The 25,527-nt window shown below is 66.4% G+C and carries 25 protein-coding genes; 11 read left to right on the top strand and 14 right to left on the bottom strand.

What is annotated here, in order from left to right; genetic code table 11:
• Positions 1-50 precede the first annotated feature (50 nt).
• The 7 genes from map (at position 51) to C4S71_RS17690 (ending at position 7,925) form a co-directional block, all read left to right on the top strand.
• Positions 51-842 (top strand): type I methionyl aminopeptidase, encoded by a 792-nt coding sequence (map, locus tag C4S71_RS17720; protein ID WP_086509346.1) that lies wholly within the window; start codon positions 51-53, stop codon positions 840-842.
• Between the two features lie 11 nt (positions 843-853).
• Positions 854-3,535, top strand: a complete 2,682-nt coding sequence (locus tag C4S71_RS17715) for a [protein-PII] uridylyltransferase (RefSeq protein WP_103970074.1) — start codon at positions 854-856, stop codon at positions 3,533-3,535.
• A gap of 161 nt (positions 3,536-3,696) precedes the next feature.
• Complete coding sequence (gene dapC, locus C4S71_RS17710) at positions 3,697-4,923, top strand: succinyldiaminopimelate transaminase (protein ID WP_103970073.1); 1,227 nt, start codon at positions 3,697-3,699, stop codon at positions 4,921-4,923.
• Entirely contained in the window at positions 4,923-5,267 is a 345-nt protein-coding gene (locus C4S71_RS17705) for a Spx/MgsR family RNA polymerase-binding regulatory protein (RefSeq protein WP_103970072.1), read from the top strand. The genes dapC and C4S71_RS17705 overlap by 1 nt, the downstream gene beginning before the upstream one ends.
• A gap of 43 nt (positions 5,268-5,310) precedes the next feature.
• The gene (gene dapD, locus C4S71_RS17700) at positions 5,311-6,336 is read left to right on the top strand and encodes a 2,3,4,5-tetrahydropyridine-2,6-dicarboxylate N-succinyltransferase (RefSeq protein WP_103970071.1); all 1,026 of its coding nucleotides are present in this window, start codon (positions 5,311-5,313) and stop codon (positions 6,334-6,336) included.
• Positions 6,323-7,495 (top strand): succinyl-diaminopimelate desuccinylase, encoded by a 1,173-nt coding sequence (dapE, locus tag C4S71_RS17695; protein WP_086509351.1) that lies wholly within the window; start codon positions 6,323-6,325, stop codon positions 7,493-7,495. Before dapD ends, dapE begins: the two co-directional genes overlap by 14 nt.
• A 22-nt stretch (positions 7,496-7,517) precedes the next feature.
• Positions 7,518-7,925: a hypothetical protein gene (locus C4S71_RS17690; RefSeq protein ID WP_086509352.1), complete on the top strand. Its 408-nt coding sequence runs from the start codon at positions 7,518-7,520 to the stop codon at positions 7,923-7,925.
• A gap of 153 nt (positions 7,926-8,078) precedes the next feature.
• Here C4S71_RS17690 and C4S71_RS22955 read toward each other — a convergent pair whose 3' ends face one another.
• On the bottom strand, positions 8,079-8,543 hold the full coding sequence (locus tag C4S71_RS22955; protein ID WP_086509353.1) for a cold-shock protein: 465 nt from the start codon (positions 8,541-8,543) through the stop codon (positions 8,079-8,081).
• A gap of 48 nt (positions 8,544-8,591) precedes the next feature.
• Here C4S71_RS22955 and C4S71_RS17680 point away from each other — a divergent pair, with 48 nt between their 5' ends.
• A complete protein-coding gene (locus C4S71_RS17680) occupies positions 8,592-8,906 on the top strand; it encodes a SlyX family protein (protein WP_422666857.1) in 315 nt (104 codons plus the stop codon).
• A 166-nt stretch (positions 8,907-9,072) separates the two neighbouring features.
• Here C4S71_RS17680 and trxB read toward each other — a convergent pair whose 3' ends face one another.
• Together trxB and C4S71_RS17670 are read right to left on the bottom strand one after the other, a co-directional pair.
• Positions 9,073-10,026, bottom strand: coding sequence for a thioredoxin-disulfide reductase (gene trxB, locus C4S71_RS17675; RefSeq protein WP_103970070.1), 954 nt, complete (start codon positions 10,024-10,026; stop codon positions 9,073-9,075).
• Positions 10,027-10,182: 156 nt separating this feature from the next.
• Positions 10,183-10,392, bottom strand: coding sequence for a zinc ribbon domain-containing protein (locus tag C4S71_RS17670; RefSeq protein ID WP_086509355.1), 210 nt, complete (start codon positions 10,390-10,392; stop codon positions 10,183-10,185).
• A 170-nt stretch (positions 10,393-10,562) separates the two neighbouring features.
• Between C4S71_RS17670 and acnA the strand changes: the two genes are divergently transcribed.
• Positions 10,563-13,313 (top strand): aconitate hydratase AcnA, encoded by a 2,751-nt coding sequence (gene acnA, locus C4S71_RS17665; RefSeq protein WP_103970069.1) that lies wholly within the window; start codon positions 10,563-10,565, stop codon positions 13,311-13,313.
• Between the two features lie 86 nt (positions 13,314-13,399).
• On the opposite strand, the gene C4S71_RS17660 is transcribed toward acnA, so the two are convergent.
• From C4S71_RS17660 to radC, 11 genes are all read right to left on the bottom strand, one after another.
• A complete protein-coding gene (locus C4S71_RS17660) occupies positions 13,400-15,076 on the bottom strand; it encodes an NAD-dependent malic enzyme (RefSeq protein ID WP_086509357.1) in 1,677 nt (558 codons plus the stop codon).
• A gap of 124 nt (positions 15,077-15,200) precedes the next feature.
• Entirely contained in the window at positions 15,201-16,403 is a 1,203-nt protein-coding gene (locus C4S71_RS17655; RefSeq protein WP_103970068.1) for a YeeE/YedE family protein, read from the bottom strand.
• 152 nt (positions 16,404-16,555) lie between these two features.
• On the bottom strand, positions 16,556-17,581 hold the full coding sequence (locus tag C4S71_RS17650) for a tryptophan--tRNA ligase (protein ID WP_103970067.1): 1,026 nt from the start codon (positions 17,579-17,581) through the stop codon (positions 16,556-16,558).
• A gap of 110 nt (positions 17,582-17,691) precedes the next feature.
• The gene (ald, locus tag C4S71_RS17645) at positions 17,692-18,804 is read right to left on the bottom strand and encodes an alanine dehydrogenase (RefSeq protein ID WP_103970066.1); all 1,113 of its coding nucleotides are present in this window, start codon (positions 18,802-18,804) and stop codon (positions 17,692-17,694) included.
• 183 nt (positions 18,805-18,987) lie between these two features.
• The gene (locus tag C4S71_RS17640) at positions 18,988-19,428 is read right to left on the bottom strand and encodes an acyl-CoA thioesterase (protein WP_103970065.1); all 441 of its coding nucleotides are present in this window, start codon (positions 19,426-19,428) and stop codon (positions 18,988-18,990) included.
• Positions 19,429-19,447: 19 nt separating this feature from the next.
• Positions 19,448-19,762, bottom strand: a complete 315-nt coding sequence (locus C4S71_RS17635) for a putative signal transducing protein (protein WP_103970064.1) — start codon at positions 19,760-19,762, stop codon at positions 19,448-19,450.
• A 1-nt stretch (position 19,763) separates the two neighbouring features.
• Positions 19,764-20,954: a class I SAM-dependent rRNA methyltransferase gene (locus C4S71_RS17630; RefSeq protein ID WP_086509016.1), complete on the bottom strand. Its 1,191-nt coding sequence runs from the start codon at positions 20,952-20,954 to the stop codon at positions 19,764-19,766.
• 22 nt (positions 20,955-20,976) lie between these two features.
• The gene (gene mutM, locus C4S71_RS17625) at positions 20,977-21,813 is read right to left on the bottom strand and encodes a bifunctional DNA-formamidopyrimidine glycosylase/DNA-(apurinic or apyrimidinic site) lyase (RefSeq protein ID WP_103970063.1); all 837 of its coding nucleotides are present in this window, start codon (positions 21,811-21,813) and stop codon (positions 20,977-20,979) included.
• Positions 21,814-21,906: 93 nt separating this feature from the next.
• Complete coding sequence (rpmG, locus tag C4S71_RS17620; RefSeq protein WP_086509014.1) at positions 21,907-22,062, bottom strand: 50S ribosomal protein L33; 156 nt, start codon at positions 22,060-22,062, stop codon at positions 21,907-21,909.
• Between the two features lie 26 nt (positions 22,063-22,088).
• Positions 22,089-22,325 (bottom strand): 50S ribosomal protein L28, encoded by a 237-nt coding sequence (rpmB, locus tag C4S71_RS17615; protein WP_010630182.1) that lies wholly within the window; start codon positions 22,323-22,325, stop codon positions 22,089-22,091.
• A gap of 571 nt (positions 22,326-22,896) precedes the next feature.
• Positions 22,897-23,571: a RadC family protein gene (gene radC, locus C4S71_RS17610; RefSeq protein WP_086509011.1), complete on the bottom strand. Its 675-nt coding sequence runs from the start codon at positions 23,569-23,571 to the stop codon at positions 22,897-22,899.
• A 135-nt stretch (positions 23,572-23,706) separates the two neighbouring features.
• On the opposite strand from radC, the gene coaBC reads away from it, so the two are divergent.
• Together coaBC and dut are read left to right on the top strand one after the other, a co-directional pair.
• Positions 23,707-24,966 carry a bifunctional phosphopantothenoylcysteine decarboxylase/phosphopantothenate--cysteine ligase CoaBC gene (coaBC, locus tag C4S71_RS17605; protein ID WP_103970062.1) on the top strand — a complete coding sequence of 420 codons (1,260 nt, stop codon included), beginning with the start codon at positions 23,707-23,709 and terminating at the stop codon, positions 24,964-24,966.
• A 41-nt stretch (positions 24,967-25,007) separates the two neighbouring features.
• Complete coding sequence (dut, locus tag C4S71_RS17600) at positions 25,008-25,490, top strand: dUTP diphosphatase (protein ID WP_103970061.1); 483 nt, start codon at positions 25,008-25,010, stop codon at positions 25,488-25,490.
• Positions 25,491-25,527 lie beyond the last annotated feature (37 nt).

Here is a 25,527-nt window from a genome sequence, read left to right as displayed (position 1 = left end):
CCGCCCTTCCCTATGCTGCAGGCACTGCCATTCCTCTGATACGAGATTCCATGAACATAGCCATCAAGACGCCCGACGAGATCGAGAAGATGCGCGAGGCCGGTCGCCAGGCCGCCAGCGTGCTGGAGATGATCGCCCCTCACGTCCAGGCCGGCGTGACCACCGGCGAGCTGGATCGCCTGTGCCACGACTACATCGTGGGCGAACTGGGCTCCACTCCGGCACCGCTCAACTATCACGGCTTTCCCAAGTCGATCTGCACCTCGCTCAACCATGTGGTCTGCCACGGCATTCCCGATCCGGACAAGAAGCTGAAGAAGGGCGACATCATGAACGTCGATGTCACCGTGAAGACCGCCGACGGCTACCACGGCGACACCAGCGTGATGTTCATCGTCGGCGAGAACATCCAGGGCGAGCGGCTGTGCCGGGTGACCCAGGAGTGCCTGTACAAGAGCATCGCCCTGGTGCGGCCGGGCGTGCGCCTCTCCGAACTGGCCCGCGCCATCCAGGGCCATGCCGAGGCCAACGGCTACTCGGTGGTGCGCGACTTCTGCGGCCACGGCATCGGCGCCACCTTCCACGAAGACCCCCAGGTGCTGCATTATGACGGCTACGCGCCCGAGGCCGACGCCACCCTGGCCGCCGGCATGTGCTTCACCATCGAGCCGATGATCAACGTCGGCGGGCACCAGACCAAGGTGCTGCGCGACGGATGGACCGCGGTGACCCGGGACAAGAGTCTGTCAGCGCAGTGGGAGCATACCCTGCTGGTCACCGAAACCGGCGTCGAGGTGCTCACGGCGCGCCACGAGGAAGATTTCTCCTTCCTCGACCACTGAGTCGAGCCAACATGCTGCTGCACCACTACCGTTTCGTTCCCGATGAGACGCTGTTCGATGCTGCCACCTTCCGCAGCGAGCTCGCCGGCACCCGCTCGCCGATAGCACCGTTCAAGGCGGCGCTGCGCGACATTCAGCAGCGCCTGGACGAGCGGTTCCGTGCCGGAGCCGACATTCGCGACCTGGTGCACGGCCGCGCCTGGTGCCTCGATCAGCTGCTCGGCGTGGCGTGGTCGCTGCAGGAGTGGCCCGACGACGGCGTGGCGCTGCTCGCCGTGGGCGGCTACGGACGCGGCGAACTCCACCCCCGCTCCGACATCGACCTGATGCTGCTACTGGCGGACGACGACGACTCGCCCTATCGCGAGCCGCTGACCGCCTTCATCACCCTGCTGTGGGATATCGGCCTGGAGATCGGCCACAGCGTGCGCTCGCTGGCCGACTGCGAACGCGAGGCCAGCGCCGACATCACCATCATCACCAACCTGATGGAGTCGCGCACCCTGGCCGGCCCCGAGTCGCTGCGCGAGGCGATGAAGGCGCGCATCGCGCCCGAACGCATCTGGCCCGCCGACCGTTTCTTCGAAGCCAAGTGGCAGGAGCAGATCAGCCGCCATCACCGCTTCAACAACTCCGAGTACCACCTCGAGCCCAACATCAAGAGTTCGCCGGGTGGCTTGCGCGACATCCAGATGATCGGCTGGGTGGCCAAGCGCCACTTCGGCAGCCAGCGCTACGGGGACCTGGTGGCGAACGGCTTCATGAACGACGCCGAGCTGCACATCCTGAGCCAGGGCCAGGCCTTCCTGTGGCAGGTACGCTATGCCTTGCACATGCTCACCGGGCGCGCCGAGGATCGCCTGCTGTTCGACCACCAGCGCACCATCGCCGAGCTGTTCGGCTTTCGCGACACCCCCGAGCGTCTGGCCGTCGAGCAGTTCATGAAGCGCTACTACCGCCACGTGACGGCGCTGGCGGGGCTCAACGACATGCTGCTGCAGCACTTCGACGAGGCCATCCTGCGCGGCGGCGAAAAGCTCGAGATCACCGACCTCAACGAGCGCTTCGTGATCGAAGGCAGCTACATCAAGGCGCGTCACCGCGCGGTCTTCCGCGAGCATCCCTACGCGCTGCTGGAGCTGTTCCTGCTGATGGCAGAGCATCCCGAGATCGAGGGCGTACGCGCCGACACCATCCGCCTGATTCGCGACAACCGCCACCTCATCGACGACCTCTACCGCGACGACGCCCAGCATCAGCACCTGTTCATGTCATTGCTGTGTTCGAGCGGCAACGTGGCGCGCCAGCTCAGGCGCATGAACCGCTACGGCGTGCTCGGCAAGTACCTGCCGGAGTTCGGCCAGGCGGTAGGGCTGATGCAGCACGACCTGTTCCACATCTACACGGTGGATGCCCACACCCTGCGGCTGCTCAAGTTCATTCACCAGTTCCGCAAGCCCGAGGCCCGCGAGGAGTTCCCGGTGGTGGCGGAACTGGTGCACCAGCTACCCAAGCTGGAGCTGCTGTGGATCGCCGGGCTCTATCACGACATCGGCAAGGGCCGCGGCGGCGACCACTCGATCCTCGGCGCCCACGACGTGGAGCGCTTCGCCGAGCGCCACGGCCTGTCGAGCCGCGACACGCGATTGGTCAGCTGGCTGGTGGAGAACCATCTGGTGATGTCGATGGTGGCCCAGAAGCGCGACATCACCGACCCCGACGTGATCCGTGAGTTCGCCGCCCACGTCGGCGACGAGACCCGCCTGGACTACCTCTACGTGCTGACGGTGGCCGACATCAACGCCACCAACCCGACGCTGTGGAACGGCTGGCGGGCCTCGCTGCTACGCCAGCTCCACGCCGAGACAAAACGCGCCCTGCGCCGCGGCCTGGACAATCCGCTCGACCGCGAGGAGTGGGTCGCCGAGACGCGCAACGAGGCGCGCTCGCTGCTGGCGGCCGTGGGCGCCGACCTGGAGCGGGTCGAGCGCCTGTGGGAGCTGCTCGGCGAGGAGTATTTCCTGCAGTACGCCCCCAGCGAGATCGTCTGGCAGACCATGGGCATTCTCGCCCACGGCGGCTCCGAACTGCCGCTGATCCTGATCAGCGCCCCCACCGACGACATGTCCGACGGCGGCACCAAGGTGTTCATCCACACCCGCTCGGTGGACGATCTGTTCGCCGCCACCGCCGCCGCCATGGAGCAGCTCGGGCTCTCGATCCACGACGCCCGCATCGCCACCTCGAGCAACGACTGGACCCTCAACACCTTCATCGTGCTCGACGATCAGGGCCGCGCCATTCGCGATCCGGCCCGCATCGAGGAGATCCGCGCGCATCTGGTCGAGGAACTCGACGACCCCGACGACTACCCGCAGATCGTCACCCGCCACACCCCGCGCCAGCTGCGCCACTTCAAGGTGCCCACCGAGGTACTGATCGAACAGGACCCGGCCAACGAGCGCACCCTGCTGGAGCTGACCGCCCCCGACCGCCCCGGCCTGCTGGCCCGGGTCGGGCGCATCTTCATGGAGCAGGACATCTCGCTCTCGGCGGCCAAGATCGCCACCTTGGGCGAGCGGGTGGAGGACGTCTTCTTCATCACCGACAAGTCGGGCGCGCCGCTGACCGATCCCGAGCGCCAGCAGCGCCTGCGCGAGCGCCTGATCGAAGTGCTGGACGTGGCGGGCTGAGGCCCGCCGCGCTCGGCACCAGGCGAACGCGGTCGTTTCGAGGCGAACGCGATTGGTTCGAGCCGAGCGCGATTGGTTTGAGGCCAGTCAGGGGCTTCCCTATAATCGTCGGTCTGCCCGCAGCCACGACAACGACGCCGCTTACCGGCGCCTGGACACCGATGAACCCCGATCTCGACGCCCTCAAGCCCTATCCCTTCGAGAAGCTCGCCACGCTCAAGGCCGGTGTGACGCCGCCCGCGCAGCTCGCGCACATCCCGCTGACCATCGGCGAACCGCAGCATGCGCCCTTCGCCGGGGCGCTGGCGACGCTGCATGCGCACCAGCTCGATTTCGCCCGTTATCCGGCCACCTCCGGCATCCCCGAGCTGCGCGGCGCCATCGCGGCCTGGGCCCGGCGTCGCTTTCGTCTCGACGGGCTCGACCCCGAGCGCCAGGTGCTGCCGGTCAACGGCACCCGCGAGGCGATCTTCGCCTTCGTCCAGGCCGCACTGGACCGCAGCCGTCCGGCACGGGTGGCGGTGCCCAACCCGTTCTATCAGATCTACGAGGGCGCCACCCTGCTCGCCGGCGGCCAGCCGCACTATCTGGACTGCCGGGCCGAGAGCGGCTTTCGCCCCGACTTCGACGCCGTGCCGGCCGAGGTGTGGCGCGAGGTGCAGATCCTCTTCCTCTGCTCGCCGGGCAACCCCACCGGCGCGGTGACGCCGCGGGCGGAGTTTCAGAAGCTGATCGCCCTGGCCGACGAGTTCGACTTCATCATCGCCTCCGACGAGTGCTACTCCGAGCTCTACCTGGACGCAGACGCACCGCCGCCGGGGCTGCTGGAGGCCTGCGCGGCGATGGGCCGCCACGACTACCGTCGCTGCCTGGTGTTCCATTCGCTCTCCAAGCGCTCCAACCTGCCCGGGCTGCGCTCGGGCTTCGTTGCCGGCGACGCCGAGCTGATCGCTCCGTTCAAGCGCTACCGCACCTACCACGGCTGCGCCATGTCGCTGCCGCTGCAGCACGCCTCGATCACCGCCTGGAACGACGAGGCCCACGTACGCGCCAACCGCGACGCCTATCGCGAGAAGTTCGCCGCGGTGACCGAAATCCTCGCCCCGGTGCTTGAATTTCCCGCCCCCGAGGCCAGTTTCTACCTATGGCCGGCGGTGCCCGGCGGCGACGACGAAGCCTTCACCCGCGAGCTGTTCGCCGCCGAGCACGTCAGCGTGCTGCCCGGCAGCTATATGGGTCGCCCCACCACCGGCGACGGAAGGGGCCGCGCGGACGGGCGGGGCGACAACCCCGGTGCCGGACGCATCCGTCTGGCGCTGGTGGCCGAACTCGAGCCCACCGTCGAAGCCGCCGGCCGAATTCGCCGTTTCATCGAAAGGAGGGCATGATGGCAACTCTGTTCGTGATCAAGAGCTGCGACACCTGCCGCAAGGCACGCAAGGCGCTGGACGAAAAGGGCCTGCCCTATCAGATCCACGATCTGCGCGAGGACGGCCTCTCCGCCGCCCTGCTCGAACACATTCTTGCGCGCGTGCCGGTGATGGAGGCGCTCAACCGGCGCAGTACCACCTGGCGCAATCTCCCCGAAGAGGACAAGCAGGATCTCGATGCCAACAAGGCCCGCACCTTGATCATGGCCAACCCCACCCTGCTCAAGCGACCGCTGCTCGATACCGGCGACGAGATTCGCGTCGGCTATCGCGACGGCGACTACGACGACCTCAAAGGCTGACCCCTTACCATAAAGACTTACCATCAAGACACGAGGACACCCCATGTTGAGTTTTGCCTTCGGAATCGGCACCCAGAACACCCAGGGCGACTGGCTGGAGATCTACTATCCGGCCCCGCTGTTCAAACCGGATGCCAGCCTGGTGGAAGCCGTCGGCAAGGTGCTCGACATCCCCAGCGGCAACGCTGCCGTCAGCTTCCTGCCGGAACACTGCAGCGACATCGCCGAGGCACTCAAGGCCGCAGGTCACGTGGCCCAGGCCGAACTGGCCGAGGCGCTGGCGGCAAGCCAGCGCCCGCTGGTCGCCACCTTCATCGACAGCGACGTGCCGCCGCAGAGCGTGCCCGAGGTGTACCTCAAGCTGCATCTGCTGTCGCACCGTCTGGTCAAGCCCCACGGCCTCGATCTCACCGGCATGTTCGGCCTGCTGCGTAACGTGGCCTGGACCAGCGAAGGCCCGATCGACATCGAGGAGCTGCCCGCCCGGCGCCTCAAGGCACGCCTCGAAGGCCGCGCCCTGTCGGTGGACTGCGTCGACAAGTTCCCCAAGATGACCGACTACGTGGTGCCCAGCGGCGTGCGCATCGCCGATACCGCCCGGGTACGTCTGGGCGCCTATCTCGGCGAAGGTACCACCGTGATGCATGAGGGCTTCGTCAACTTCAATGCCGGCGCCGAAGGCCCCGGCATGATCGAGGGGCGCATCTCCGCCGGCGTGCTGGTGGGCAAGGGCTCCGATCTGGGCGGCGGCTGCTCCACCATGGGTACCCTCTCCGGCGGCGGCAACATCGTGATCAAGGTCGGCGAAGGCTGTCTGATCGGTGCCAACGCCGGTATCGGCATCCCCCTGGGCGACCGCTGCACCGTGGAAGCCGGGCTCTACATCACCGCCGGGGCCAAGGTCACTCTGCTCGACGACCAGGGCCAGGAGGTCAAGACCGTGGCGGCTCGCGAGCTGGCCGGCCAGAGCGACCTGTTGCTGCGCCGCAACTCGCAGAACGGCCGCATCGAGTGCCTGACCAACAAGAGCGCCATCGCGCTCAACGAGGCCCTGCATGCCAACAACTGAGCCACAGGGGCTCTCCCCGACTCTGCAGCTCGCCATGGAGCTGATCCGCCGGCCCTCCGTCACGCCCGACGACCTGGGCTGCCAGGCGCTGATGATCGAGCGCCTGGAGCGGCTCGGCTTTCACATCGAGCGCCTGCCCTTCGGCGACGTGGAAAACTTCTGGGCGACCCACGGCCACCACGGTCCCGTGCTGGCCTTCGCCGGCCATACCGATGTGGTGCCGAGCGGGCCGCACACCTACTGGGAGTATCCGCCCTTCGAGCCCTGCATCGATGACGACGGCATGCTGCGCGGCCGCGGCTCCGCCGACATGAAGGGCAGCCTGGCGGCCATGATCACCGCGGTGGAGCGCTTCGTCACCGCCCACCCCGACCACCATGGGCGCATCGCCTTTCTGATCACCTCCGACGAAGAGGGGCCGGCGGTGGACGGTACCCGGGCCGTGGTCGAGCACCTGCGCGAGCGTCACGAACGGCTCGACTACTGCATCGTCGGCGAACCTTCCTCCACCGACGTGCTGGGCGACGTGATCAAGAACGGCCGCCGCGGCTCGCTGGGCGGCGTACTGCACATCAAGGGCATCCAGGGTCATGTGGCCTACCCGCACCTGGCACGCAACCCCATCCACCAGGCGATGCCCGCGCTCGATGCCCTGGTGCGCGAACACTGGGACTCGGGCAACGCCTTCTTCCCTGCCACCAGCTTTCAGATCTCCAACATCCGCGCCGGCACCGGGGCCACCAACGTGATTCCCGGCGACGTGGAGGTGGTGTTCAACTTCCGTTTCTCCACCGAGGTGACCCACGAACAGCTGCGTGAGCGAACCCAGGCCATTCTCGATGCCCACGGCCTCGAGTATCAGCTCGACTGGACCCTCAACGGCGAGCCGTTCCTGACCGCCGAAGGCGAGCTGGTGGATGCCGCCCTGCACGGCGTCGAAGCCGTACTCGGCCGACGCCCCAAGCTCTCCACCAGCGGCGGCACCTCGGACGGGCGCTTCATCGCCACCCTGGGCAGCCAGGTGGTGGAGCTGGGGCCGCGTAACGCCACCATCCACCAGACCAACGAACGCGTGCGTGCCGCCGACCTGGACGACCTGAGCCGGATCTACGAAGCGATTCTGGGCAAGCTCTTCGTCAACGGCTCCGCCCAGCCCTGAATACGCCAAGGAAGTGTTCACCATGCCCGACTCGCACGACAGCCAGCTGCACTACCCCGATATCGAGGTCTACCTGCGCCAGGCGCCGCTTGCGGCCATCGACGCCTGGCTGGGCGAAACGCTGGACGCTGCCCCGCTGCGTGAGGCCGGGCGCAACAAGTGGCAAACCCGCGGCCACTACGACGGGCAGGTCGTGCCGGTACTGCTGGTGGAGAAGGCCGCCGACGGCTTTGCCAGCCTGTGGTTCGACAGCGATCGTACGCCCTGGCCGCGGGACTGCGACTGCGCCCGCGACGCCGCCGCCCGGCTCGGCTGCGAGGTACGCTGCTCGCTGGGCGGCTGGCAGCCCGGCGACGACCCCGACCGCTTCTGGCAGGTACTCCCCGACGGCAGCGAAGGCGCCATCGACTGGCCCGACTCCGGCCGGTGACCCGAAACGACATCGCCCCGCATGTTCGAAACATGCGGGGCGATGTTGTTGAAGCCTGACCAGCTTGCGAAAGCTGGCGAGCGATGATCAGGCTAGGCGGAAGTGCTCTCTTTCCACACTCCAACAACGCCTGGTCGAGCGCAGGCGCTTCGCTCAAGTTATAACAGTGACGTCGTCGGCTTGAAGCCCCCGATCATTTTCAATCACGTGGTAACGCACCTTCTGGCCCTCGGCCAGGGTACGGTGACCGCGACCGCGAATGGCGCGAAAATGGACGAACACGTCTTCACCCGTCTCGCGCTTGATGAAGCCGTAACCCTTGTTGACGTTGAACCACTTCACTTCGCCGATTTCGCGGTCGTCGTTCTCCACCTCGGCCAGTACCGCAAGCCGGGGGCTGAAGGCGTGAAGGGTGAGAGTGGCGATCAGCAGCAGCACGAAGGCGGCGGCAGCCACGGCAAGATAGCCCGGCGCCACGCCGCCGCCCTCCAGGATGAGAAACAGCTGAGCCGCCAATTCGCCGCCGAACAGCGAGAGAAAGAGGACGATCAGCAGTGGAGCCGGCAGTGCCAATAATAGGCTGATCAACGTACAGCGAAAGATAACCTTGCGATTCATGGATCCGTATTGCTCACTTGTTATGTGGAATGGTGAAACGAGATATCTATGACGACACGACCCGAGGCCTCGTCGACCGATGAAGGTGTCACGATGAACAGCGACACGCAGCGCGACGATTCTAGCATGAGCCCCGAGAATGCGCTCGCCGCACGCCTGGAAGCACTGGAGAGTCGTATCGCCTACCAGGAGCACTGGCTCGACACGCTGGATCAGGCCGTCGCCGGCCAGGAAAGACGCCTGGCCCAGTTGGAGCGCATCAATGCGCTGATGCAGGAGAAGTTGCGCGATCAACAGCAGGCGCTGCAGGAAGTGGAGATGGCGGCACCGTCACCGCAGGATGAGGTGCCGCCGCACTATTGACCGGTCCTGTACCAAGAGCTGGAGAGACTGGTTCGCGCCTTTACCGGCGCCAGGGTGCCGCGGAGGCGCTGTGAACCCATCCCTGGGCGCTATTTTTGCCATCCATGGCAAAAAACCTCCGCTACACCCTGCCCCGGCGACGCTCGCCTCTACCTAGCGTCACTGCTCAGACGAGATCGTCCAGGTAGCGCTCCGCATCCAGCGCCGCCATGCAGCCGGTGCCGGCAGAGGTCACCGCCTGGCGGTAGACGTGATCCATCACGTCGCCGGCGGCGAACACGCCGGGAATGCTGGTAGCGGTGGCATTGCCCTCGAGGCCGGACTTCACCTTGATGTAGCCGTCATGCATCTCGAGCTGACCCTCGAAGATGCCGGTGTTGGGGCTGTGGCCGATGGCGATGAACACGCCGGGCGCCTCGATCTCCTTGACGCTGTCGTCGAGGGTGGAACGAATACGCACGCCGGTCACGCCGCTGGCGTCGCCCAGCACCTCTTCCACCACGTGGTTCCACTCGAGCACCACGTTGCCGCTCGCGGCCTTCTCGCGCAGCTTGTCCTGCAGGATCTTCTCGGCACGCAGGCTGTCGCGTCGGTGCACCAGGGTCACCTTCGACGCGATGTTGGAGAGGTAGAGCGCCTCTTCCACGGCGGTGTTGCCGCCGCCCACCACCACGACCTCCTTGTTGCGATAGAAGAAACCATCGCAGGTGGCGCAGGCCGACACCCCCTGGCCCATGAACTGCTGCTCCGAGGGCAGCCCCAGGTAACGGGCGCTGGCGCCGGTGGCGACGATCAGCGCATCGCAGGTATAGCTGCCGCTGTCGCCCTTGAGGGTGAAGGGTCGGTTGCGCAGGTCTACCTCATGGATATGGTCGAACAGCACTTCGGTATCGAAGCGTTCGGCATGGCGCTTCATGCGCTCCATGAGCTCGGGCCCCTGCACCCCGGCATCGTCGCCGGGCCAGTTGTCCACGTCGGTGGTGGTAGTCAGCTGGCCGCCGGCCTGGATACCGGTGATCAACACCGGCTTGAGATTGGCACGTGCCGCATAGACGGCGGCGGTATAACCTGCCGGGCCGGAACCCAGGATGATCAGGCGTTCGTGACGCGCTTCGCTCATGAAGAGATCCTCGCTGTTCGAAAACGCAAAGAGGGGTAGTTGACTCACTCCGGTCGCGGTCATTGCCTGTTGCCGGAGAGACGGTTGCCGCCATTGTACCAGCCCATGGCCAGTGGTGGGTGCATCCACGCTCGGCCCGCCAACGTCCGGGCCTGCCTACAGCACTTCGTCATCGCGGCCCAGCATGAGGGTCTCCAGCTCACCATCCAAGGGCGAGACGTCGATCCGCACCTGTATCGGCGCGCAGCAGAACGGGCAGTCTTCCCAGGTCTGGTGGCTGCCCTGGGAGAGATCCACCGGCAGGTCGAAGGGCATGTTGCAGTAGGGGCAGTGAACGGGGTAGCTGTCGAGGCGTTCTTCATGCATGACGAAACTCCCGGCGCCAGCCCCTCCCCCGGCGGGGCCTCGGCGCCATGCAACGGATTTTCCTTCAGCATAGAAACCTTGGGCAGTGCTTGAAAGGGAGGCCTATCATGACCATGTGATAAAGACGAGAGTACGAAAAGGACCGTTCTCAACCGTGACAGGAGGCCTTCATGAGCCGTGACGAGATGCCGGATACGCTGCAGACCCTGGTCGCAGACGGCACCACTTATCACTACTACTCGCTGCCGAAGGTGGCCGAGGAGATGGGCAACATCGACCGGCTGCCCAAGACGTTGAAGATCCTGCTGGAGAACCAGCTGCGCTTCGCCGACGACCCGAGCGTGGCGCGCGAAGACATCCAGGCGTTGATCGACTGGCAGCAGGGCGGGCGCTCGAACCGCGAGATCGGCTATCGTCCGGCACGGGTGCTGATGCAGGACTTCACCGGCGTGCCCGGCGTGGTGGACCTGGCCTCGATGCGCGCCGCGGTGGAAAAGCTCGGTGAGGATCCGTCACGCATCAACCCGCTGTCGCCGGTGGATCTGGTCATCGACCACTCGGTGATGGTGGATAAGTTCGGCAATCCCACCGCCTTCAAGGACAACGTTGCCATCGAGATGGAGCGCAACCGCGAGCGCTACGAGTTCCTGCGCTGGGGGCAGCAGGCCTTCGACAACTTCAGCGTGGTACCGCCGGGCACCGGTATCTGCCATCAGGTCAATCTGGAGTACCTGGGCCGTACGGTGTGGACCAAGGAGGAGAACGGCAAGGTCTTCGCCTATCCCGATACCCTGGTGGGCACCGACTCCCATACCACCATGATCAACGGGCTCGGCGTGCTCGGCTGGGGGGTGGGCGGCATCGAGGCCGAAGCCGCCATGCTCGGCCAGCCGGTGTCGATGCTGATTCCCGAAGTGGTCGGTTTCAAGCTCACCGGCAAGCTCAAGGAAGGGATCACCGCCACCGACCTGGTGCTGACGGTGACCCAGATGCTGCGCAGCCGCGGCGTGGTGGGCAAGTTCGTCGAGTTCTACGGTGACGGCCTGGCCGACCTGCCGCTGGCCGACCGCGCCACCATCGCCAACATGGCACCGGAGTACGGCGCCACCTGCGGCTTCTTCCCGGTCGACGACGAGACCCTGGCCTACCTGCGCCTGACCGGTCGTGAAGACAGCCTGATCGCCCTGGTGAAGGAGTATTGCAAGGCGCAGGGGCTGTGGCGCGAGCCCGGCGACGAGCCGATCTTCAGCGACACCCTGCACCTCGACCTGGGCGACGTCGAGGCCAGCCTGGCCGGCCCCAAGCGGCCCCAGGATCGGGTGGCACTCAAGGACATGAAAACCACCTTCGAGAAATTGATGCAGGGGGAGGAGAACGGCAAGGCAACGCCCAGCGAAGAGAAAGGCCGCCTGTTCTCCGAAGGCGGGCAGACCGCCGTCGGCGTCCACGACAGCTACGAGCATCATGACAGCCAGAACGTCGAGATGGACGGCGAGCAGTTCAAGCTCAACCCCGGCGCCGTGGTCATCGCCGCCATCACCTCCTGCACCAACACCTCCAACCCCAGCGTGATGCTGGCCGCCGGCCTGCTGGCGCGCAACGCCCGTGCCAAGGGGCTCACCACCAAGCCGTGGGTCAAGACCTCGCTGGCCCCCGGCTCCAAGGTGGTCACCGAATACCTGGCCGCCGGTGGCGTGCAGGACGACCTGGATGCGCTGGGCTTCAACCTGGTGGGCTACGGCTGCACCACCTGCATCGGCAACTCCGGCCCGCTGCCGCCGCCCATCGAGAAGGCGGTCGAGGATGGCGACCTCACCGTGGCCTCGGTGCTCTCCGGCAACCGCAACTTCGAAGGGCGCATCCACCCGCTGGTGAAGACCAACTGGCTCGCCTCGCCGCCGCTGGTGGTGGCCTACGCCCTGGCCGGCAACGTGCGTCTGGATCTGACCCAGGATCCGCTGGGCGAGGACCAGGACGGCAACCCGGTCTACCTGCAGGACATCTGGCCCTCTCAGGCCGACATCGCCAGCGCGGTGGAGAAGGTCAAGACCGAGATGTTCCGCAAGGAGTACGCCGAGGTGTTCGAGGGTGACGAGACCTGGAAGGCACTGCAGGTGCCCCAGAGCCAGGTCTACGAGTGGTCGCCCTCCTCCACCTACATCCAGCATCCGCCTTTCTTCGAGGGCATGGGCCGCGACCCGGAGCCGATCGAGGACGTCAGGGACGCCCACATCCTCGCCATCCTGGGCGACTCGGTGACCACCGACCACATCTCGCCGGCCGGCTCGATCAAGCCCGACAGCCCTGCCGGACGCTATCTGCAGGAGCGCGGCATCAAGCCGGTGGACTTCAACTCCTACGGCTCGCGGCGCGGCAACCACGAAGTGATGATGCGCGGCACCTTCGCCAACGTGCGTATCCGCAACGAGATGCTCGACGGCGTGGTGGGCGGCGAGACCCGCCACGTGCCCACCGGCGAGCAGATGGCGATCTACGATGCGGCGATGAAGTATCAGGAGAAGGGCACGCCGCTGGTGGTGGTGGCCGGCAAGGAGTACGGCACCGGTTCGTCGCGGGACTGGGCGGCCAAGGGCACGCGGCTGCTCGGCGTGCGCGCGGTGCTGGCCGAGTCCTACGAGCGCATCCACCGCTCCAACCTGATCGGCATGGGCGTGGTGCCGCTGCAGTTCCCCGAGGGCGAGAATCGCAAGACGCTCGGTCTGACCGGCGACGAGACGATCTCCATCGAAGGGTTGGCCGACCTCACCCCGGGCGGTCAGGTCAACGTCACGGTGAAGAGCGCCAAGGGCGAGAAAAAGATCGAAGCCCTGTGCCGTATCGACACCGCCAACGAACTGGAGTACTACCGCCACGGCGGCATCCTCCACTACGTGCTGCGGCGGATGATCGGCGCGGCCTAGGTCCGCCCAGCATCCTGCGCTCATGCAAAAGGCCCTGCCGGATATCCGGCAGGGCCTTTGTCATTGCCTGACCTGAAACTTCTGCGTCAGAACGAGCGGCGCCGATAGCTGCGGTACTCCGGCGTCCAGCTGCTGCGCTCGATGGCCTGACGCAGCTTGATGCCGTCGGTGCGCAGCGCCATGCCCTCCTGCTGGGCCTGGGCAGCGACTTCGAAGGCAATGGCCTTGGACAGCTCGCGGATCTGCGACAGCGGCGGCAGCAATGCCCCCTTGCCTGCCTTCACCAGCGGCGCCTCGCGGGCCAGCGCCCGGGAGGCGGTCATCAGCATGGTATCGGTGATGCGCTTGGCACCGCTGGCCACCACGCCGAGGCCGATGCCGGGGAAGATGTAGGCGTTGTTGCACTGGGCAATGGGATAGATCTTGCCCTCGTACTCCACCGGCGGGAAGGGACTGCCGGTGGCCACCAGGGCCTGGCCGTTGGTCCATTCGATCACGTCGGCCGGCACGGCCTCGACGCGGGAGGTGGGGTTGGAGAGCGGCATGATCACCGGGCGCTCGCAGCCGGCATGCATGGCGCGAATCACCTCCTCGGAGAACAGCCCCGGCTGGCCCGAGACACCGATCAGCACGGTGGGCTTGATATGGCGCGCCACCTCGAGCAGCGACTGGTCCTGCCACCCCTCGACCAGCGCCGGGTCGTGGGCCAGGCGGCGCTGGAAGTCACGCAGCCACTCCTGATCGCTGGTGACGAGCCCCTCGCGGTCGACCATGAACACCCGCCGCCGTGCCTCCTTCTCGCTGAGCCCTTCGGCCTGCATGGCGATGACGACCTGCTCGGCGATGCCGCAGCCGGCGGAGCCGGCGCCGACGAACACCACGCGCTGGTCGGCGATGGTCTCGTCGCGGGCCTGGCAGGCTGCCATCAGGGTGCCCACGGCCACCGCCGCAGTGCCCTGCACGTCGTCGTTGAAGCAGCACAGCTGGTCGCGATAGCGCTCCAGCAGCGGTACCGCGTTGGCCTGGGCAAAGTCCTCGAACTGCAGCAGCACGTTGGGCCAGCGCCGTTTCACCGCAGCGATGAACTCCTCGAGGAAGGCGTCGTACTCCTCCTGGGAGATACGCGGGTGGCGCCAACCCATGTACATGGGGTCATCGAGCAATGCCTGATTGTTGGTGCCCACGTCGAGCATGATCGGCAGCGTGTAGGCTGGGCTGATGCCGCCACAGGCGGTATACAGCGCCAGCTTGCCGATGGGGATACCCATGCCGCCGATGCCCTGATCGCCGAGACCGAGGATGCGCTCCCCATCGGTGACCACGATCACCTTGACCTTGTCCTTGGTGGCACTGCGCAGGATGTCGTCCATCCGCTCGCGGTCGGGGTAGCTGATGAACAGGCCGCGGTGACTGCGGTAGATATTGGAGAACTCCTCGCAGGCCTGCCCCACCGTAGGGGTATAGATGATCGGCAGCATCTCCTCGAGATGCTCCATGACCATGTGGTAGTAGAGCGTCTCGTTGTCGTCCTGGATCGCCCTCAGGTGGATGTGCCGTTCCAGATCGCTATGGCACTGCTGGTACTGGCGGTAGGCCCGCTCGGCCTGTTCCTCGATGGTCTCCACGTTCTGCGGCAGCAGGCCGACCAGGTTGAATTCGAGCCGCTCCTCGCGGGTGAAGGCGCTGCCCTTGTTGAGCAGCGGCATCTCGAGCAGCGAAGGACCAGCGTAGGGAATGTAAAGTGGACGTTTGCTTTCAGGCATCTCTTGTCTCGATACGGTGACTGGAACCGGGCCGTAGGGAAACGCTCGACAGGCGGGCTTCCCGAGCGCTCTGGCGGCGCTTTGGCGTAACTCTACCACGCCTCCCGCACCATGGCGCCCCGCCTCAGCCGCTCTTGGCCCGGGATCCTTCGCTGGGGCGCTCGAAGAACAGCGGGCGCAGTCGTATGCCGACCGCATTGCCGGCGAAACCCGCCACCAGCCACACCCAGCCGTGCAGGCTGCCGGAAGCGATGCCGCTGAAGTAGGCGCCGATGTTGCAGCCGAAGGCGAGCCGCGCGCCATAGCCCAGCATCAGCCCGCCGATCACCGCCGCCATCACCGAGCCGAGCGGAATGCGCAGGGTCGGCGCGAAGCGCCCGGCCAGCGTCGCGGCCATCATGGCACCGAGGATGATACCCACGTTCATCACCGTGGTGATGTCGCTCCACACGCTGGCGCGCAGCGTGGCGGCATTGTCGGGGCTCTGCCAGTAGCCCCACTGGCTCACGTCGCCGCCGATGAACTCGTAGACCTTGGCCCCCCACAGGGCGAAGGCGGAGGTGATGCCCCAGGGGCGCCCGGCCAGCGCCAGGGTGGCGAAATTGAGCAGCGCCAGCGCCACCGCACCCAGCAGCAAGGGCCAGGGGCCGGTGAGCCAGCGCCCCTGGCTGAAGTTGGCCCGTGGCGCTTCCTCCAACCCGCCGTGGCGGCGCTTCTCCAGCAGCACGGTCAGCGCAGCGATGCCTCCGAACAGGGCCAGACTCACGGCCATGCCGCCGCCGGCACCGAAGGTGTGCACCAGCGATACCGGCTGAAAGGCCGGCAGGCCTATCCACCAGGCGAAGTGGGCGCTGCCGATCAGCGAGCCGACGATGAAAAAGATGAGGGTGATGACCATGCGGGCGTTGCCGCCGCCGGCGGTGAACAGCGTACCCGAGGCGCAGCCACCGCCCAGTTGCATGCCGATACCGAACAGGAAGGCGCCGAACACCACCGAAACGCCGATCGGAGAGACGAAGCCGGCCACCTCCTGGCCCCACAGAGTGCCGGCCCCCAGCGCAGGAAAGAACAGCAGCACGGCGATGGCCAGCATCACCATCTGGGCACGCAGCCCGCGCCCGCGTCGCTCGCTGATGAAGACGCGCCAGGCGGCGGTGAAGCCGAAGGCGGCGTGATAGAGCGACACGCCGAGCAGTGCCCCGACGATCATCAGCAGCCCCAGGCGCGTGCCGTAAGCCAATCCGATCAGCACAGCGCCTGCCAACAGCAGTGCCCCCAGCGTCAGGGAGATCTGCCGGGGCCCTTTCGCTTCCAGTGCAGTGGCCATGAAACTCCTCCTTTCGATTCGCCCCTGCAGCTTGGCAAGTTAGGCCGCACTCCGCCAGCGTGGACACAACGCAACGGGGCGCCCGCAGGCGCCCCGTTCACTCCCTTCAAAGATCAGCTTCCAAGGTCAGCTTCGAAGGTCAGTTTCGCAGGCTAGACGAAGCGTCCCAGGCCCACGGCCTGGCGCAGCTTGTCCATGAACGGTGCGGCCTCGGCGCGGGCCCGTTCGGCACCCTTCTGCAGCACGTTCTCGATGTGCCCCGGATCCTCCATCAGCGCCTGGTAGCGCTCCCGCGGTTCGCGCAGCTGAGTGTCGAGCTGCTCGAACAGGCGGTTCTTGACCTCGCCCCAGCCGATGCCGTTGGCGTACTCGGCACGCATCGCTTCGCGCTCCTCGCGGCTGGCGAAGGCGGAGTAGATCTGGAACAGAGTGCAGCCTTCCGGGTCCTTGGGCTCGCCGGGCTCAAGCGAGTTGGTCTTGATCTTGCGCACCAGCTTGAGCAGCTTCTTCTCGGAGACGAACAGCGGGATGGTGTTGTTGTAGCTCTTGGACATCTTGCGTCCGTCGAGGCCGTTGAGCACCGCCACCTCGTCGTCGACCACCGCCTCGGGCAGGGTGAAGTACTCGCCCTTGAACAGGTGGTTGTAGCGCCCGCCGATATCCCGGGCCATCTCGATGTGCTGGATCTGGTCACGTCCCACCGGCACCTTGTGAGCGTTGAACATGAGGATGTCGGCGGCCATCAGCACCGGGTAGCCGAACAGGCCCATGGTGATGCCCTTGTCGGGGTCCTGGTTGCCGGCGGCCTCGTTCTCGGCCACCGCCGCCTTGTAGGCGTGGGCGCGATTCATCAGGCCCTTGGCGCACACGCAGGAGAGCATCCAGGTCAGCTCGGGGATCTCGGGAATGTCCGACTGGCGGTAGAAGATGGCGTTGTCGGTATCGAGCCCCAACGCCAGCCAGGTGGCGGCGATCTCCAGGCGCGACTCCTGCACCCGCTGCGGGTCCTGGCACTTGATCAGTGCATGCAGGTCGGCGAGAAAGTAGTAGGACTGCACGCTCGGGTCCTGGCTCGCGGCGATGGCGGGCTTGATGGCGCCGACATAGTTGCCGAGGTGCGGGGTACCGGTGGTGGTGATACCGGTGAGAACGCGTGTCTTCTGGGAAGCTGCACTCATGGAAAGCGGACTCTGCTTGTCGGAAATGCCCGCTATGTTAACGCGAGGGGGCGGTCAAGGCGACCGCCCCGACCCCGCTCACCGAAGCGATTCGCTCGCGCAGACATTTGTTACACCAAACGCGCCGGATCGACAGATTCCAGGCCGAAAGCCTCGGCCACGGCACGGTAGGTGATCTGCCCATCGTGGACGTTGAGCCCGGGCAGGAAGTGGGCATCGTCGGCCAGCGCCCGCTTCCAGCCCTTGTCGGCCAGGGCGATGACGAACGGCAGGGTGGCGTTGGTCAGCGCCTGGGTCGAGGTACGCGCCACCGCACCCGGCATGTTGGCCACGCAGTAGTGGACGATACCGTCGACCACGTAGGTCGGTTCGGCATGGGTAGTGGGCTTGCTGGTCTCGAAGCAGCCGCCCTGGTCGATGGCGACGTCGACCAGCACGCTGCCGGGCTTCATGTCGGCGAGCATGGCACGAGTGATCAGCTTGGGCGCGGCGGCGCCGGGAATCAGCACGGCACCCACGATCAGGTCGCTCTCGCGCACCGCCTCGTCGATGGCGTCGGCGGTGGAGAAGATGGTCTTCATGCGCCCCTGATAGCGGTCGTCGAGCACTTCGAGGCGCGCAATCGACTTGTCTAGCACGCTGACCTCGGCACCCAGCCCCAGCGCCATGCGTGCGGCGTTCTCGCCCACCACGCCGCCGCCGATAACGGTCACCCTGCCCGGCGCCACGCCGGGCACGCCGGGCAGCAGCACGCCGGAGCCGCCCTGGGCCTTTTCCAGGCTGTGAGCGCCGGCCTGAATGGCCATGCGACCGGCCACGGTGCTCATCGGCGCCAGCAGCGGCAGGCCGCCCTGGCGGTCGGTCACGGTCTCGTAGGCGATGCAAGTGGCCCCGCTCTCCATCAGGCCGCGGGTCAGCTGCTCCTCGGCCGCCAGGTGCAGGTAGGTGAACAGGGTCTGGCCGCGGGAGAGCCGCGCCACCTCTTCCGGTTGCGGCTCCTTGACCTTGAGGATCAGCTCGGCCTCGCCCCACAGGGTATCGACGTCGGCCTCGAGCCGGGCGCCTGCCGCTTCATAGTCGGTATCGGCGAAGCCCGCTCCCTCCCCGGCCCCCACCTGAACGGCCACCGAATGGCCACGCGCCGCCAGCTCCCGCGCTCCGGTGGGAGTCAGGGCGACGCGATACTCATGGTTCTTGATTTCCTTCGGCACGGCGATCTTCATGGGGTACCTCCAACGGCGCTGTCTTGTTAGGGATCGTCCTTGTCAGGGGATCGTCACGCTCATTACAGCACAGTCAGTCCATACACGAAGTACCAACGGTAAAGAACGGCAAAAATCCATTCTCAAGGCCAGAGCGGCAGAAAATCGTTATTTTTAAGAGCGGGATGACAAAAAAATCACGCCTCACTCGGCCACCAGCGCTCCACCGTAGATCGCCACGTACTCCTCGGGCAGGCGGCGTGGCCGACCGCTGGAGAGTTCGATACAGGCGAAGCGGGTGCGAGCGCGCAGCAGAGTGCGACCGTCGGCGGGTCGAACGAGCTGGAAGCGGCGGGTCAGGGTCAGGCGGCCGTCGCAGCCGACGATCCAGGTGGCAAGCGCCAGGCGCTCTCCCTCGAAGGCAGGCGCCAGGTAGTCGAGTTCGTGGCGGTGCACGGCCATGGCCCGGTCCAGCTCACGATAGCGCGCCAGATCGAGGCCGAGATGCTCCGAATGCGCCCAGCTCACCTGCTCGACCCAGCGCAGGTAGGCAGCATTGTTGGCGTGACCGTACTCGTCGATGGCCGAGGGCTGCACCTCGAGTTCGATCACGAACGGATCGGGAAGGTCCCACTCCTGTGTCATGGTGCACTCCCTTGCAGGTTCAGGTCTTGGACGTGCCGCAGCGCCAGCAGGTATCGAATACGCCCTCCAGCGCTTCGCCGCAGTTGGGGCAGCGCCACGCCGGTGCATCGGCTGCACCGGACATGGCCGCTTGGATCAACGCCTCGGCGCGCTCGCGGTTGTGCGCCGCCACCCACACCTCGGGTTCGCACTCGCCCAGCGGCAGCTCGCCCGCACCGCCGCCCAGCACCATGTTGCGCAGTTCCACGGGGATGCCCGCCGCGTCCAGCACGTTGCGCACGTGGCTGACCAGCAGCGCATTGGAGTGGGCGAAGACGCGTACGTAGCCGCTCATTTCAATCCCGGAAGACGCGGACGCCCAAAGCCTTCAGGTAAGCGGTTTCCGGGATCGCCGGATGCACCGGGTGGTCCGCCGCCTGATGGCCCTGATAGACGATCTGACCGTGACGGTCCTGGTGGCGCACCGCACCGCGCACCACGTCCACCAGCCGCTCGGGGGCCAGGTGCATGGAGCAGGAGGCCGAGAGCAGCAAACCGTCGCGGCCCAGCAGGCGCATCGCCTCGCGGTTGAGCCTGGCGTAGGCGCGTTCGCCGTTGGGGATGTCCTTGCGCTTCTTGATGAAGGCCGGCGGGTCGAGGATCACCACGTCGAACTGTTCACCGTCGGCCTTGAGCGAGCTCAGCGCCTCGAAGGCATCGGCTTCCCCCACCGCCACCTGCTCGTGCAGGCCGTTGAGGGCCGCGTTCTCGGCCACCCGCTCCAGGGCCTGAGCGCTGGCGTCCACGCACAGCACCTCGCGGGCGCCGTGAGCCGCCGCCTGCACGCCCCAGCCGCCGATGTAGCTGAACAGGTCCAGCACCCGCTTGCCGGCCACCAGGCCGTTGAGCCAGGCACGGTTGGCGCGGTGATCGTAGAACCAGCCGGTCTTCTGGCCGTCGAGGACCGGGGCGTGGAAGCGTACGCCGTTCTCCTCCATCAGCACCGGGCCGTCGAGCTCGCCCTTGGCCAGGGTGACCTGACGCTCGAGCTGCTCCTGGCGCCGCCCGGAGGAGTCGTTCTTGAACACGATGACCCGCGGCGACACCACCTTGTCCAGTGCGGCGACGACCTCCTCGGCGAGGCGCTCCATGCCCAGGGTATTGAGCTGCACCACCAGCACGTCGTCGAAGCGATCCACCACCAGCCCCGGCAGCAGGTCGCCCTCGCCGTGCACCAGCCGGTAGAACGGCTTGGCATAGAGGCGTTGACGCAGCGACAGCGCCTGGTTGAAGCGATGCACCAGCAGCGAACGGTCGAGGCGCATGTTGGGATCGCGCGAGACCACCCGGGCGCAGATCAGCGAGTTGGGATTGACGTAGGCCACGCCCATGGCCTTGCCGTTCGCCGCTTCGACCACCACCTGGGCGCCCGGCTCGAGGCCCTTGAGCGGCGTGGCCTCGATGTCGACCTCGTTGGAGTAGAGCCACAGGTGACCGGCCTTGAGGCGGCGGTCGGCGTTCTTCTTGAGGCGCAGGGTCTGGGTCATGGTCGGTCTCGTGGAATGGGGATCATGTTTGGCAAGAGGGGCAGAAGACACTGGCGCGCTGGCCCAGCGTCACCAGTCGCAGCTCGCCGTGGCAGCGCCGGCAGCCCTGGCCGTGACGGCCGTAGACGTTGAGACGCTGCTTGAAGTAGCCCGGCTCGCCGGTGCCGCTGACGAAGTCGCGCAACGTCGTCCCGCCCTGGGTGATCGCGGCAGCCAGCACCTCGCGAATGGCAGCCGCCAGACGCTCGTAGCGCTCGCGGGAGATACGCCCCGCCGCCCGGCGCGGATCGATGCCGGCCAGGAACAGCGCTTCGCTGGCGTAGATGTTGCCTACGCCCACCACCACGGCATTGTCCATCAGGAATGGCTTGACTGCCATGCGTCGGCCGCGGGAGAGCCGGTAGAGGCGTTCACCGTCGAAGGCATCCGACAGCGGCTCGGGCCCCAGGTTCGCCAGCCGCGGGTCGCGTTCGGCGCTGCCGGCCAGCCAGTCGACGAAGCCGAAACGGCGCGGGTCGTGGTAGCGCAGGATGGCGCCGTCGTCGAGCACCAGGTCAACGTGGTCGTGCTTCTTCGGCAGCTCGCCCAGCCGGGCAATGCGCAGGCTGCCCGACATGCCCAGATGCCAGATCAGGCTGCCGGCGCGCGCGTGCTCTTCCCCGCCCTCGATCGGCAGCAGCAGATACTTGGCGCGGCGCGACAGGGTGCCGATGCGCGAGCCCACCAGGCGCTCGATGAAATCCTCGGGCACCGGTACGCGCAGGCGCGGCTGGCGCACGATTACCTCGACGATCTCGCGCCCTTCCACGTGGGGGGCGATGCCGCGCCGGGTGGTCTCGACTTCGGGAAGCTCGGGCATGCAACGATATCCGGGAAATAAATACGCCTGAACCCGGCCATGTGACCGGGTTCAGGCGAACAGGTTTGAACACCTGCGGAAGACGACCAAGGCTTACTTGATCTTGGCTTCCTTGTACATCACGTGCTTGCGGACGACCGGGTCGAACTTCTTGAATTCGAGCTTGTCCGGAGTGTTCCGCTTGTTCTTGTCGGTGGTGTAGAAGTGACCGGTACCGGCACTGGACACCAGCTTGATCTTGTCACGCATGACTGCTTACTCCCTGATCTGGTCGCTTAGACGGCTTCGCCGCGCTTGCGGATGTCGCTGAGCACCGCATCGATGCCCTTCTTGTCGATGATGCGCATACCCTTGGAGGAGACCCGCAGCTTGACGAAGCGGTTCTCGGACTCCACCCAGAAACGGTGGGTGTGCAGGTTCGGCAAGAAACGACGACGGGTCTTGCGCTGGGAGTGTGAAACGTTGTTACCAGTCACCGGGCGCTTGCCGGTGACCTGACATACTTTGGACATGGGAGCCTCCAACCGCTTGGCCAGGTGGTCAAACCTGTGTGTTCAAAACCTGTCGGGCAAACCGGGAACGACCCCGTTGTCATTTGACCCAAGGGAATTCAAAGGCTGCACTTTATAGCAGAGTGCGCCCCTACAGGCAAGTAGCCGCGTATTCTACACTCCCTTACCCCCACTCCCGCAAGCTTTCATGAGCAGTCGCACTTCCACCACAAACAATGGGCCTTCTCCACCCAGCCAGAGAACCGAGCGAGCGAAGGCCAGGCTAGGCGAACCTTGCTGAGCAAGCGGAGTTTAGTGGGCTAAATGAGCATTGCGAAGCAAGGTTCAACGCCGCATGGCCGAGCGCAGCCGGTTTCTCACCCTAGGAAGCGCTGAATAAATTGGCGAGCGAGATGAAGCGCAAGGCGCACGGAGCGCAGTACCGAGCGAAGCGACAAACAGCCGTAGGCTGGCCCCGAAGGGGCGAGTAGCCGAAGGCTGCGAGTCAGCCGGAGCCTATGGGGTATAGGTGAGGACTCTGAGCACCGCGCAACGCAGCGATTCGCTCGCGCAGACATTTATGCAGTGTTTCCTAAAGCCAGCCTCGCTCGGCGAAAGACACGACCTCCCCGTCGCCGACGACGAAGTGATCCAGCACGCGGATCTCGAACAGCGAGAGCGCCTCGCGCAGCCGCTCGGTGATGCGCCGGTCGGCATCGCTGGGTTCGGCCACGCCGGAGGGGTGATTGTGGGCGAAGATGATCGCCCCGGCGCCCAGCTCGAGCGCCCGGCGCGCTACCTCGCGCGGGTAGACAGAAGCGCTGTCCAACGTACCGCGAAACAGCGACTCGAAGCGGATCACCCGGTGCTGAGTGTCGAGGAACAGCGCGGCGAACTCCTCGTGGCCCAGGTGGCGCAACTGGGTGGCCAGGTAGGCGCGCACCAGGGTGGGGGAGGTCAGGGCATTGCCGCGGGCCAGTTGAGCGGCAAGATGACGTTTTGAGAGCTCGAGCGTCGCCTGCAGTTGCACGAACTTGGCCGTACCCAGGCCGCGCTCGGCGCAGAAGCGCGTCTGGTCGGCCTCGAGCAGCTGGCGCAGGCCGCCGAAAGCCGTGAGCAGGTCGCGGGCGAGATCCACCGCCGAGCGCCCCGCTACCCCCACGCGCAGAAAGATGGCCAGCAGTTCGGCATCGGAAAGCGCCTCGGCCCCCAGCGTCAGCAGCTTTTCCCGCGGGCGCTCGCCCTCGGGCCAGTTGCGAATCGACATCCTCTGTCTCCTTGCTACGCTTTCCCTGGTGATAGGAAGTCACCCATTGTAACCGACCTTGGCCGAAGGCTGCGGCTGCGCAACTTCAACGGCGGTGGTAAGGTAGGCGGTCGGGTTTCAGTTCAGGAAATCGTCATGATTACGCAGACCGTCAATCGGCTCGTCGGCCGACGCATTCTGCTCGGTATCAGTGCCGGCATCGCCGCCTACAAGAGCGCTCAGCTCGCCCGCTTGCTCAAGCAGGCAGGCTGCGAGGTACGCGTGGTCATGACCGAGGGCGCCCAGGCCTTCATCACACCGTTGACGCTGCAGGCGCTCACCGGCGAGCCGGTGCGTACCTCGCTGCTCGACCCCGAAGCCGAGGCCGGCATGGGGCATATCGAACTGGCCCGCTGGGCCGACGTGATTCTGATCGCGCCGGCCACCGCCGACCTGATGGCGCGCCTGGCCCAGGGCATGGCCGACGACCTGCTCACCACCCTGTGCCTGGCCAGCGAAGCCGAGAAGGTCATGGCACCGGCCATGAACCAGGCCATGTGGCGCCACGTCGCCACCCAGCGCAACGCCGAGCGTCTCGAGCAGGACGGCTGGCGACTGCTGGGCCCCGACAGCGGCGATCAGGCCTGCGGCGACGTGGGGCCGGGTCGCATGCTCGAGCCCGAGGCGATCGTGGCCGAGCTGTTGACGCCCTCCGTCAAGGATGTGGGTATCGCCCAGGGCCTGCATATCGCGATCACCGCCGGCCCCACCCGCGAGCCGCTGGATCCGGTGCGCTACCTCTCCAATCACAGCTCGGGCAAGATGGGCTTCGCCCTGGCCGCCGCCGCCGCGGAGTTAGGCGCCAAGGTCACCCTGATCAGCGGCCCGGTCAGCCTGCCGACGCCTGCGGGCGTGACCCGCATCGAGGTGGAGACGGCGCTGCAGATGCACGAGGCGAGCCAGCAGCTGGCCGGCGAGTGCGACATCTTCATCGGCTGTGCGGCGGTGGCCGACTACCGCGCCGAGAAGGCGGCGGAGCACAAGATCAAGAAGCGCGAGGGGGAGGAGACCCTGAGCCTCAGATTGATCAAGAATCCGGATATCATCACCGCCGTCGCCGAGCGACGCGACGCGGCGGGCGGACGCCCCTTCGTGGTGGGTTTCGCCGCCGAGACCCGCGACCTGGAGACCTACGCCCGCGACAAGCTAGAGCGCAAGCGGCTCGACATGATCGTGGCCAATGACGTCTCGGCCGCGGGGCTCGGCTTCGGCGCCGACGACAACGCCGCCCTGCTCATGTGGCGCGACGGCGAGGGCGAAGGCGGCGAGAGCCTGCCGCCTCAGCCCAAGCTCGAGCTCGCCAGGGCCGTGCTGAAACAGGCCCTGAGCCGCCTGGCCGAGCGCCCCGTTCACTGACGCGATTTACCCAGACATTCAGCCAACCTGACGGAACGACCATGTCCGAGTCCCAGCCAACCCATCAAGCCCCAAAGCCGCGCCTCGAGGTCAAGCTGCTCGACGAGCGTCTGCGCGACTACATGCCCCAATATGCCACCCTGGGCTCCGCCGGCATGGACCTGCGCGCCCTGCTCGATGAGCCGCTGACCATCGCGCCCGGCCAGTGCGAGCTGGTGCGCACCGGACTCGCGATTCACATCGGCGACCCGGGCCTGGCCGGCCTGATCCTGCCGCGCTCGGGTCTCGGTCACAAGCACGGCATCGTGCTGGGCAACCTGGTGGGCCTGATCGACTCCGACTACCAAGGCGAGCTGATGATCTCGACCTGGAACCGCGGCAGCACCCCGTTCGTACTGGAGCCTTTCGAACGTCTGGCCCAGTATGTTCTGGTACCGGTAGTCCAGGCCGAGCTGGAAATCGTCGACGACTTCGAGGCCAGCCTGCGCGGCGCAGGCGGCTTCGGCAGCTCGGGGCGCCACTGACGACCGACACGACGCTGGCGCACACGGCCCAAGGAGA

The organism is Billgrantia desiderata (assembly GCF_900108215.1).
In the GTDB taxonomy this organism is placed as follows: Bacteria; Pseudomonadota; Gammaproteobacteria; order Pseudomonadales; family Halomonadaceae; genus Halomonas; species Halomonas desiderata.
The sequence above is the reverse complement of the archived record's forward strand: the minus strand, read 5'-3'. Positions and strand labels throughout refer to the sequence as shown.

What these genes read in the sequence shown, in the direction of transcription:
- rpmB (WP_010630182.1), bottom strand. Translation starts at nt 22,325, where the DNA reads ATGTCCAAAGTATGTCAGGTCACCGGCAAGCGCCCGGTGACTGGTAAC.
- C4S71_RS17680 (WP_422666857.1), top strand. Translation starts at nt 8,592, where the DNA reads ATGACGACACGACCCGAGGCCTCGTCGACCGATGAAGGTGTCACGATG.
- dapC (WP_103970073.1), top strand. Translation starts at nt 3,697, where the DNA reads ATGAACCCCGATCTCGACGCCCTCAAGCCCTATCCCTTCGAGAAGCTC.
- coaBC (WP_103970062.1), top strand. Translation starts at nt 23,707, where the DNA reads ATGATTACGCAGACCGTCAATCGGCTCGTCGGCCGACGCATTCTGCTC.
- C4S71_RS17635 (WP_103970064.1), bottom strand. Translation starts at nt 19,762, where the DNA reads ATGAGCGGCTACGTACGCGTCTTCGCCCACTCCAATGCGCTGCTGGTC.
- C4S71_RS17630 (WP_086509016.1), bottom strand. Translation starts at nt 20,954, where the DNA reads ATGACCCAGACCCTGCGCCTCAAGAAGAACGCCGACCGCCGCCTCAAG.
- C4S71_RS22955 (WP_086509353.1), bottom strand. Translation starts at nt 8,543, where the DNA reads ATGAATCGCAAGGTTATCTTTCGCTGTACGTTGATCAGCCTATTATTG.
- mutM (WP_103970063.1), bottom strand. Translation starts at nt 21,813, where the DNA reads ATGCCCGAGCTTCCCGAAGTCGAGACCACCCGGCGCGGCATCGCCCCC.
- C4S71_RS17670 (WP_086509355.1), bottom strand. Translation starts at nt 10,392, where the DNA reads ATGCATGAAGAACGCCTCGACAGCTACCCCGTTCACTGCCCCTACTGC.
- dut (WP_103970061.1), top strand. Translation starts at nt 25,008, where the DNA reads ATGTCCGAGTCCCAGCCAACCCATCAAGCCCCAAAGCCGCGCCTCGAG.
- ald (WP_103970066.1), bottom strand. Translation starts at nt 18,804, where the DNA reads ATGAAGATCGCCGTGCCGAAGGAAATCAAGAACCATGAGTATCGCGTC.
- C4S71_RS17715 (WP_103970074.1), top strand. Translation starts at nt 854, where the DNA reads ATGCTGCTGCACCACTACCGTTTCGTTCCCGATGAGACGCTGTTCGAT.
- C4S71_RS17705 (WP_103970072.1), top strand. Translation starts at nt 4,923, where the DNA reads ATGGCAACTCTGTTCGTGATCAAGAGCTGCGACACCTGCCGCAAGGCA.
- dapE (WP_086509351.1), top strand. Translation starts at nt 6,323, where the DNA reads ATGCCAACAACTGAGCCACAGGGGCTCTCCCCGACTCTGCAGCTCGCC.
- radC (WP_086509011.1), bottom strand. Translation starts at nt 23,571, where the DNA reads ATGTCGATTCGCAACTGGCCCGAGGGCGAGCGCCCGCGGGAAAAGCTG.
- rpmG (WP_086509014.1), bottom strand. Translation starts at nt 22,062, where the DNA reads ATGCGTGACAAGATCAAGCTGGTGTCCAGTGCCGGTACCGGTCACTTC.
- acnA (WP_103970069.1), top strand. Translation starts at nt 10,563, where the DNA reads ATGAGCCGTGACGAGATGCCGGATACGCTGCAGACCCTGGTCGCAGAC.
- trxB (WP_103970070.1), bottom strand. Translation starts at nt 10,026, where the DNA reads ATGAGCGAAGCGCGTCACGAACGCCTGATCATCCTGGGTTCCGGCCCG.
- map (WP_086509346.1), top strand. Translation starts at nt 51, where the DNA reads ATGAACATAGCCATCAAGACGCCCGACGAGATCGAGAAGATGCGCGAG.
- C4S71_RS17655 (WP_103970068.1), bottom strand. Translation starts at nt 16,403, where the DNA reads ATGGCCACTGCACTGGAAGCGAAAGGGCCCCGGCAGATCTCCCTGACG.
- dapD (WP_103970071.1), top strand. Translation starts at nt 5,311, where the DNA reads ATGTTGAGTTTTGCCTTCGGAATCGGCACCCAGAACACCCAGGGCGAC.
- C4S71_RS17660 (WP_086509357.1), bottom strand. Translation starts at nt 15,076, where the DNA reads ATGCCTGAAAGCAAACGTCCACTTTACATTCCCTACGCTGGTCCTTCG.
- C4S71_RS17690 (WP_086509352.1), top strand. Translation starts at nt 7,518, where the DNA reads ATGCCCGACTCGCACGACAGCCAGCTGCACTACCCCGATATCGAGGTC.
- C4S71_RS17650 (WP_103970067.1), bottom strand. Translation starts at nt 17,581, where the DNA reads ATGAGTGCAGCTTCCCAGAAGACACGCGTTCTCACCGGTATCACCACC.
- C4S71_RS17640 (WP_103970065.1), bottom strand. Translation starts at nt 19,428, where the DNA reads ATGACACAGGAGTGGGACCTTCCCGATCCGTTCGTGATCGAACTCGAG.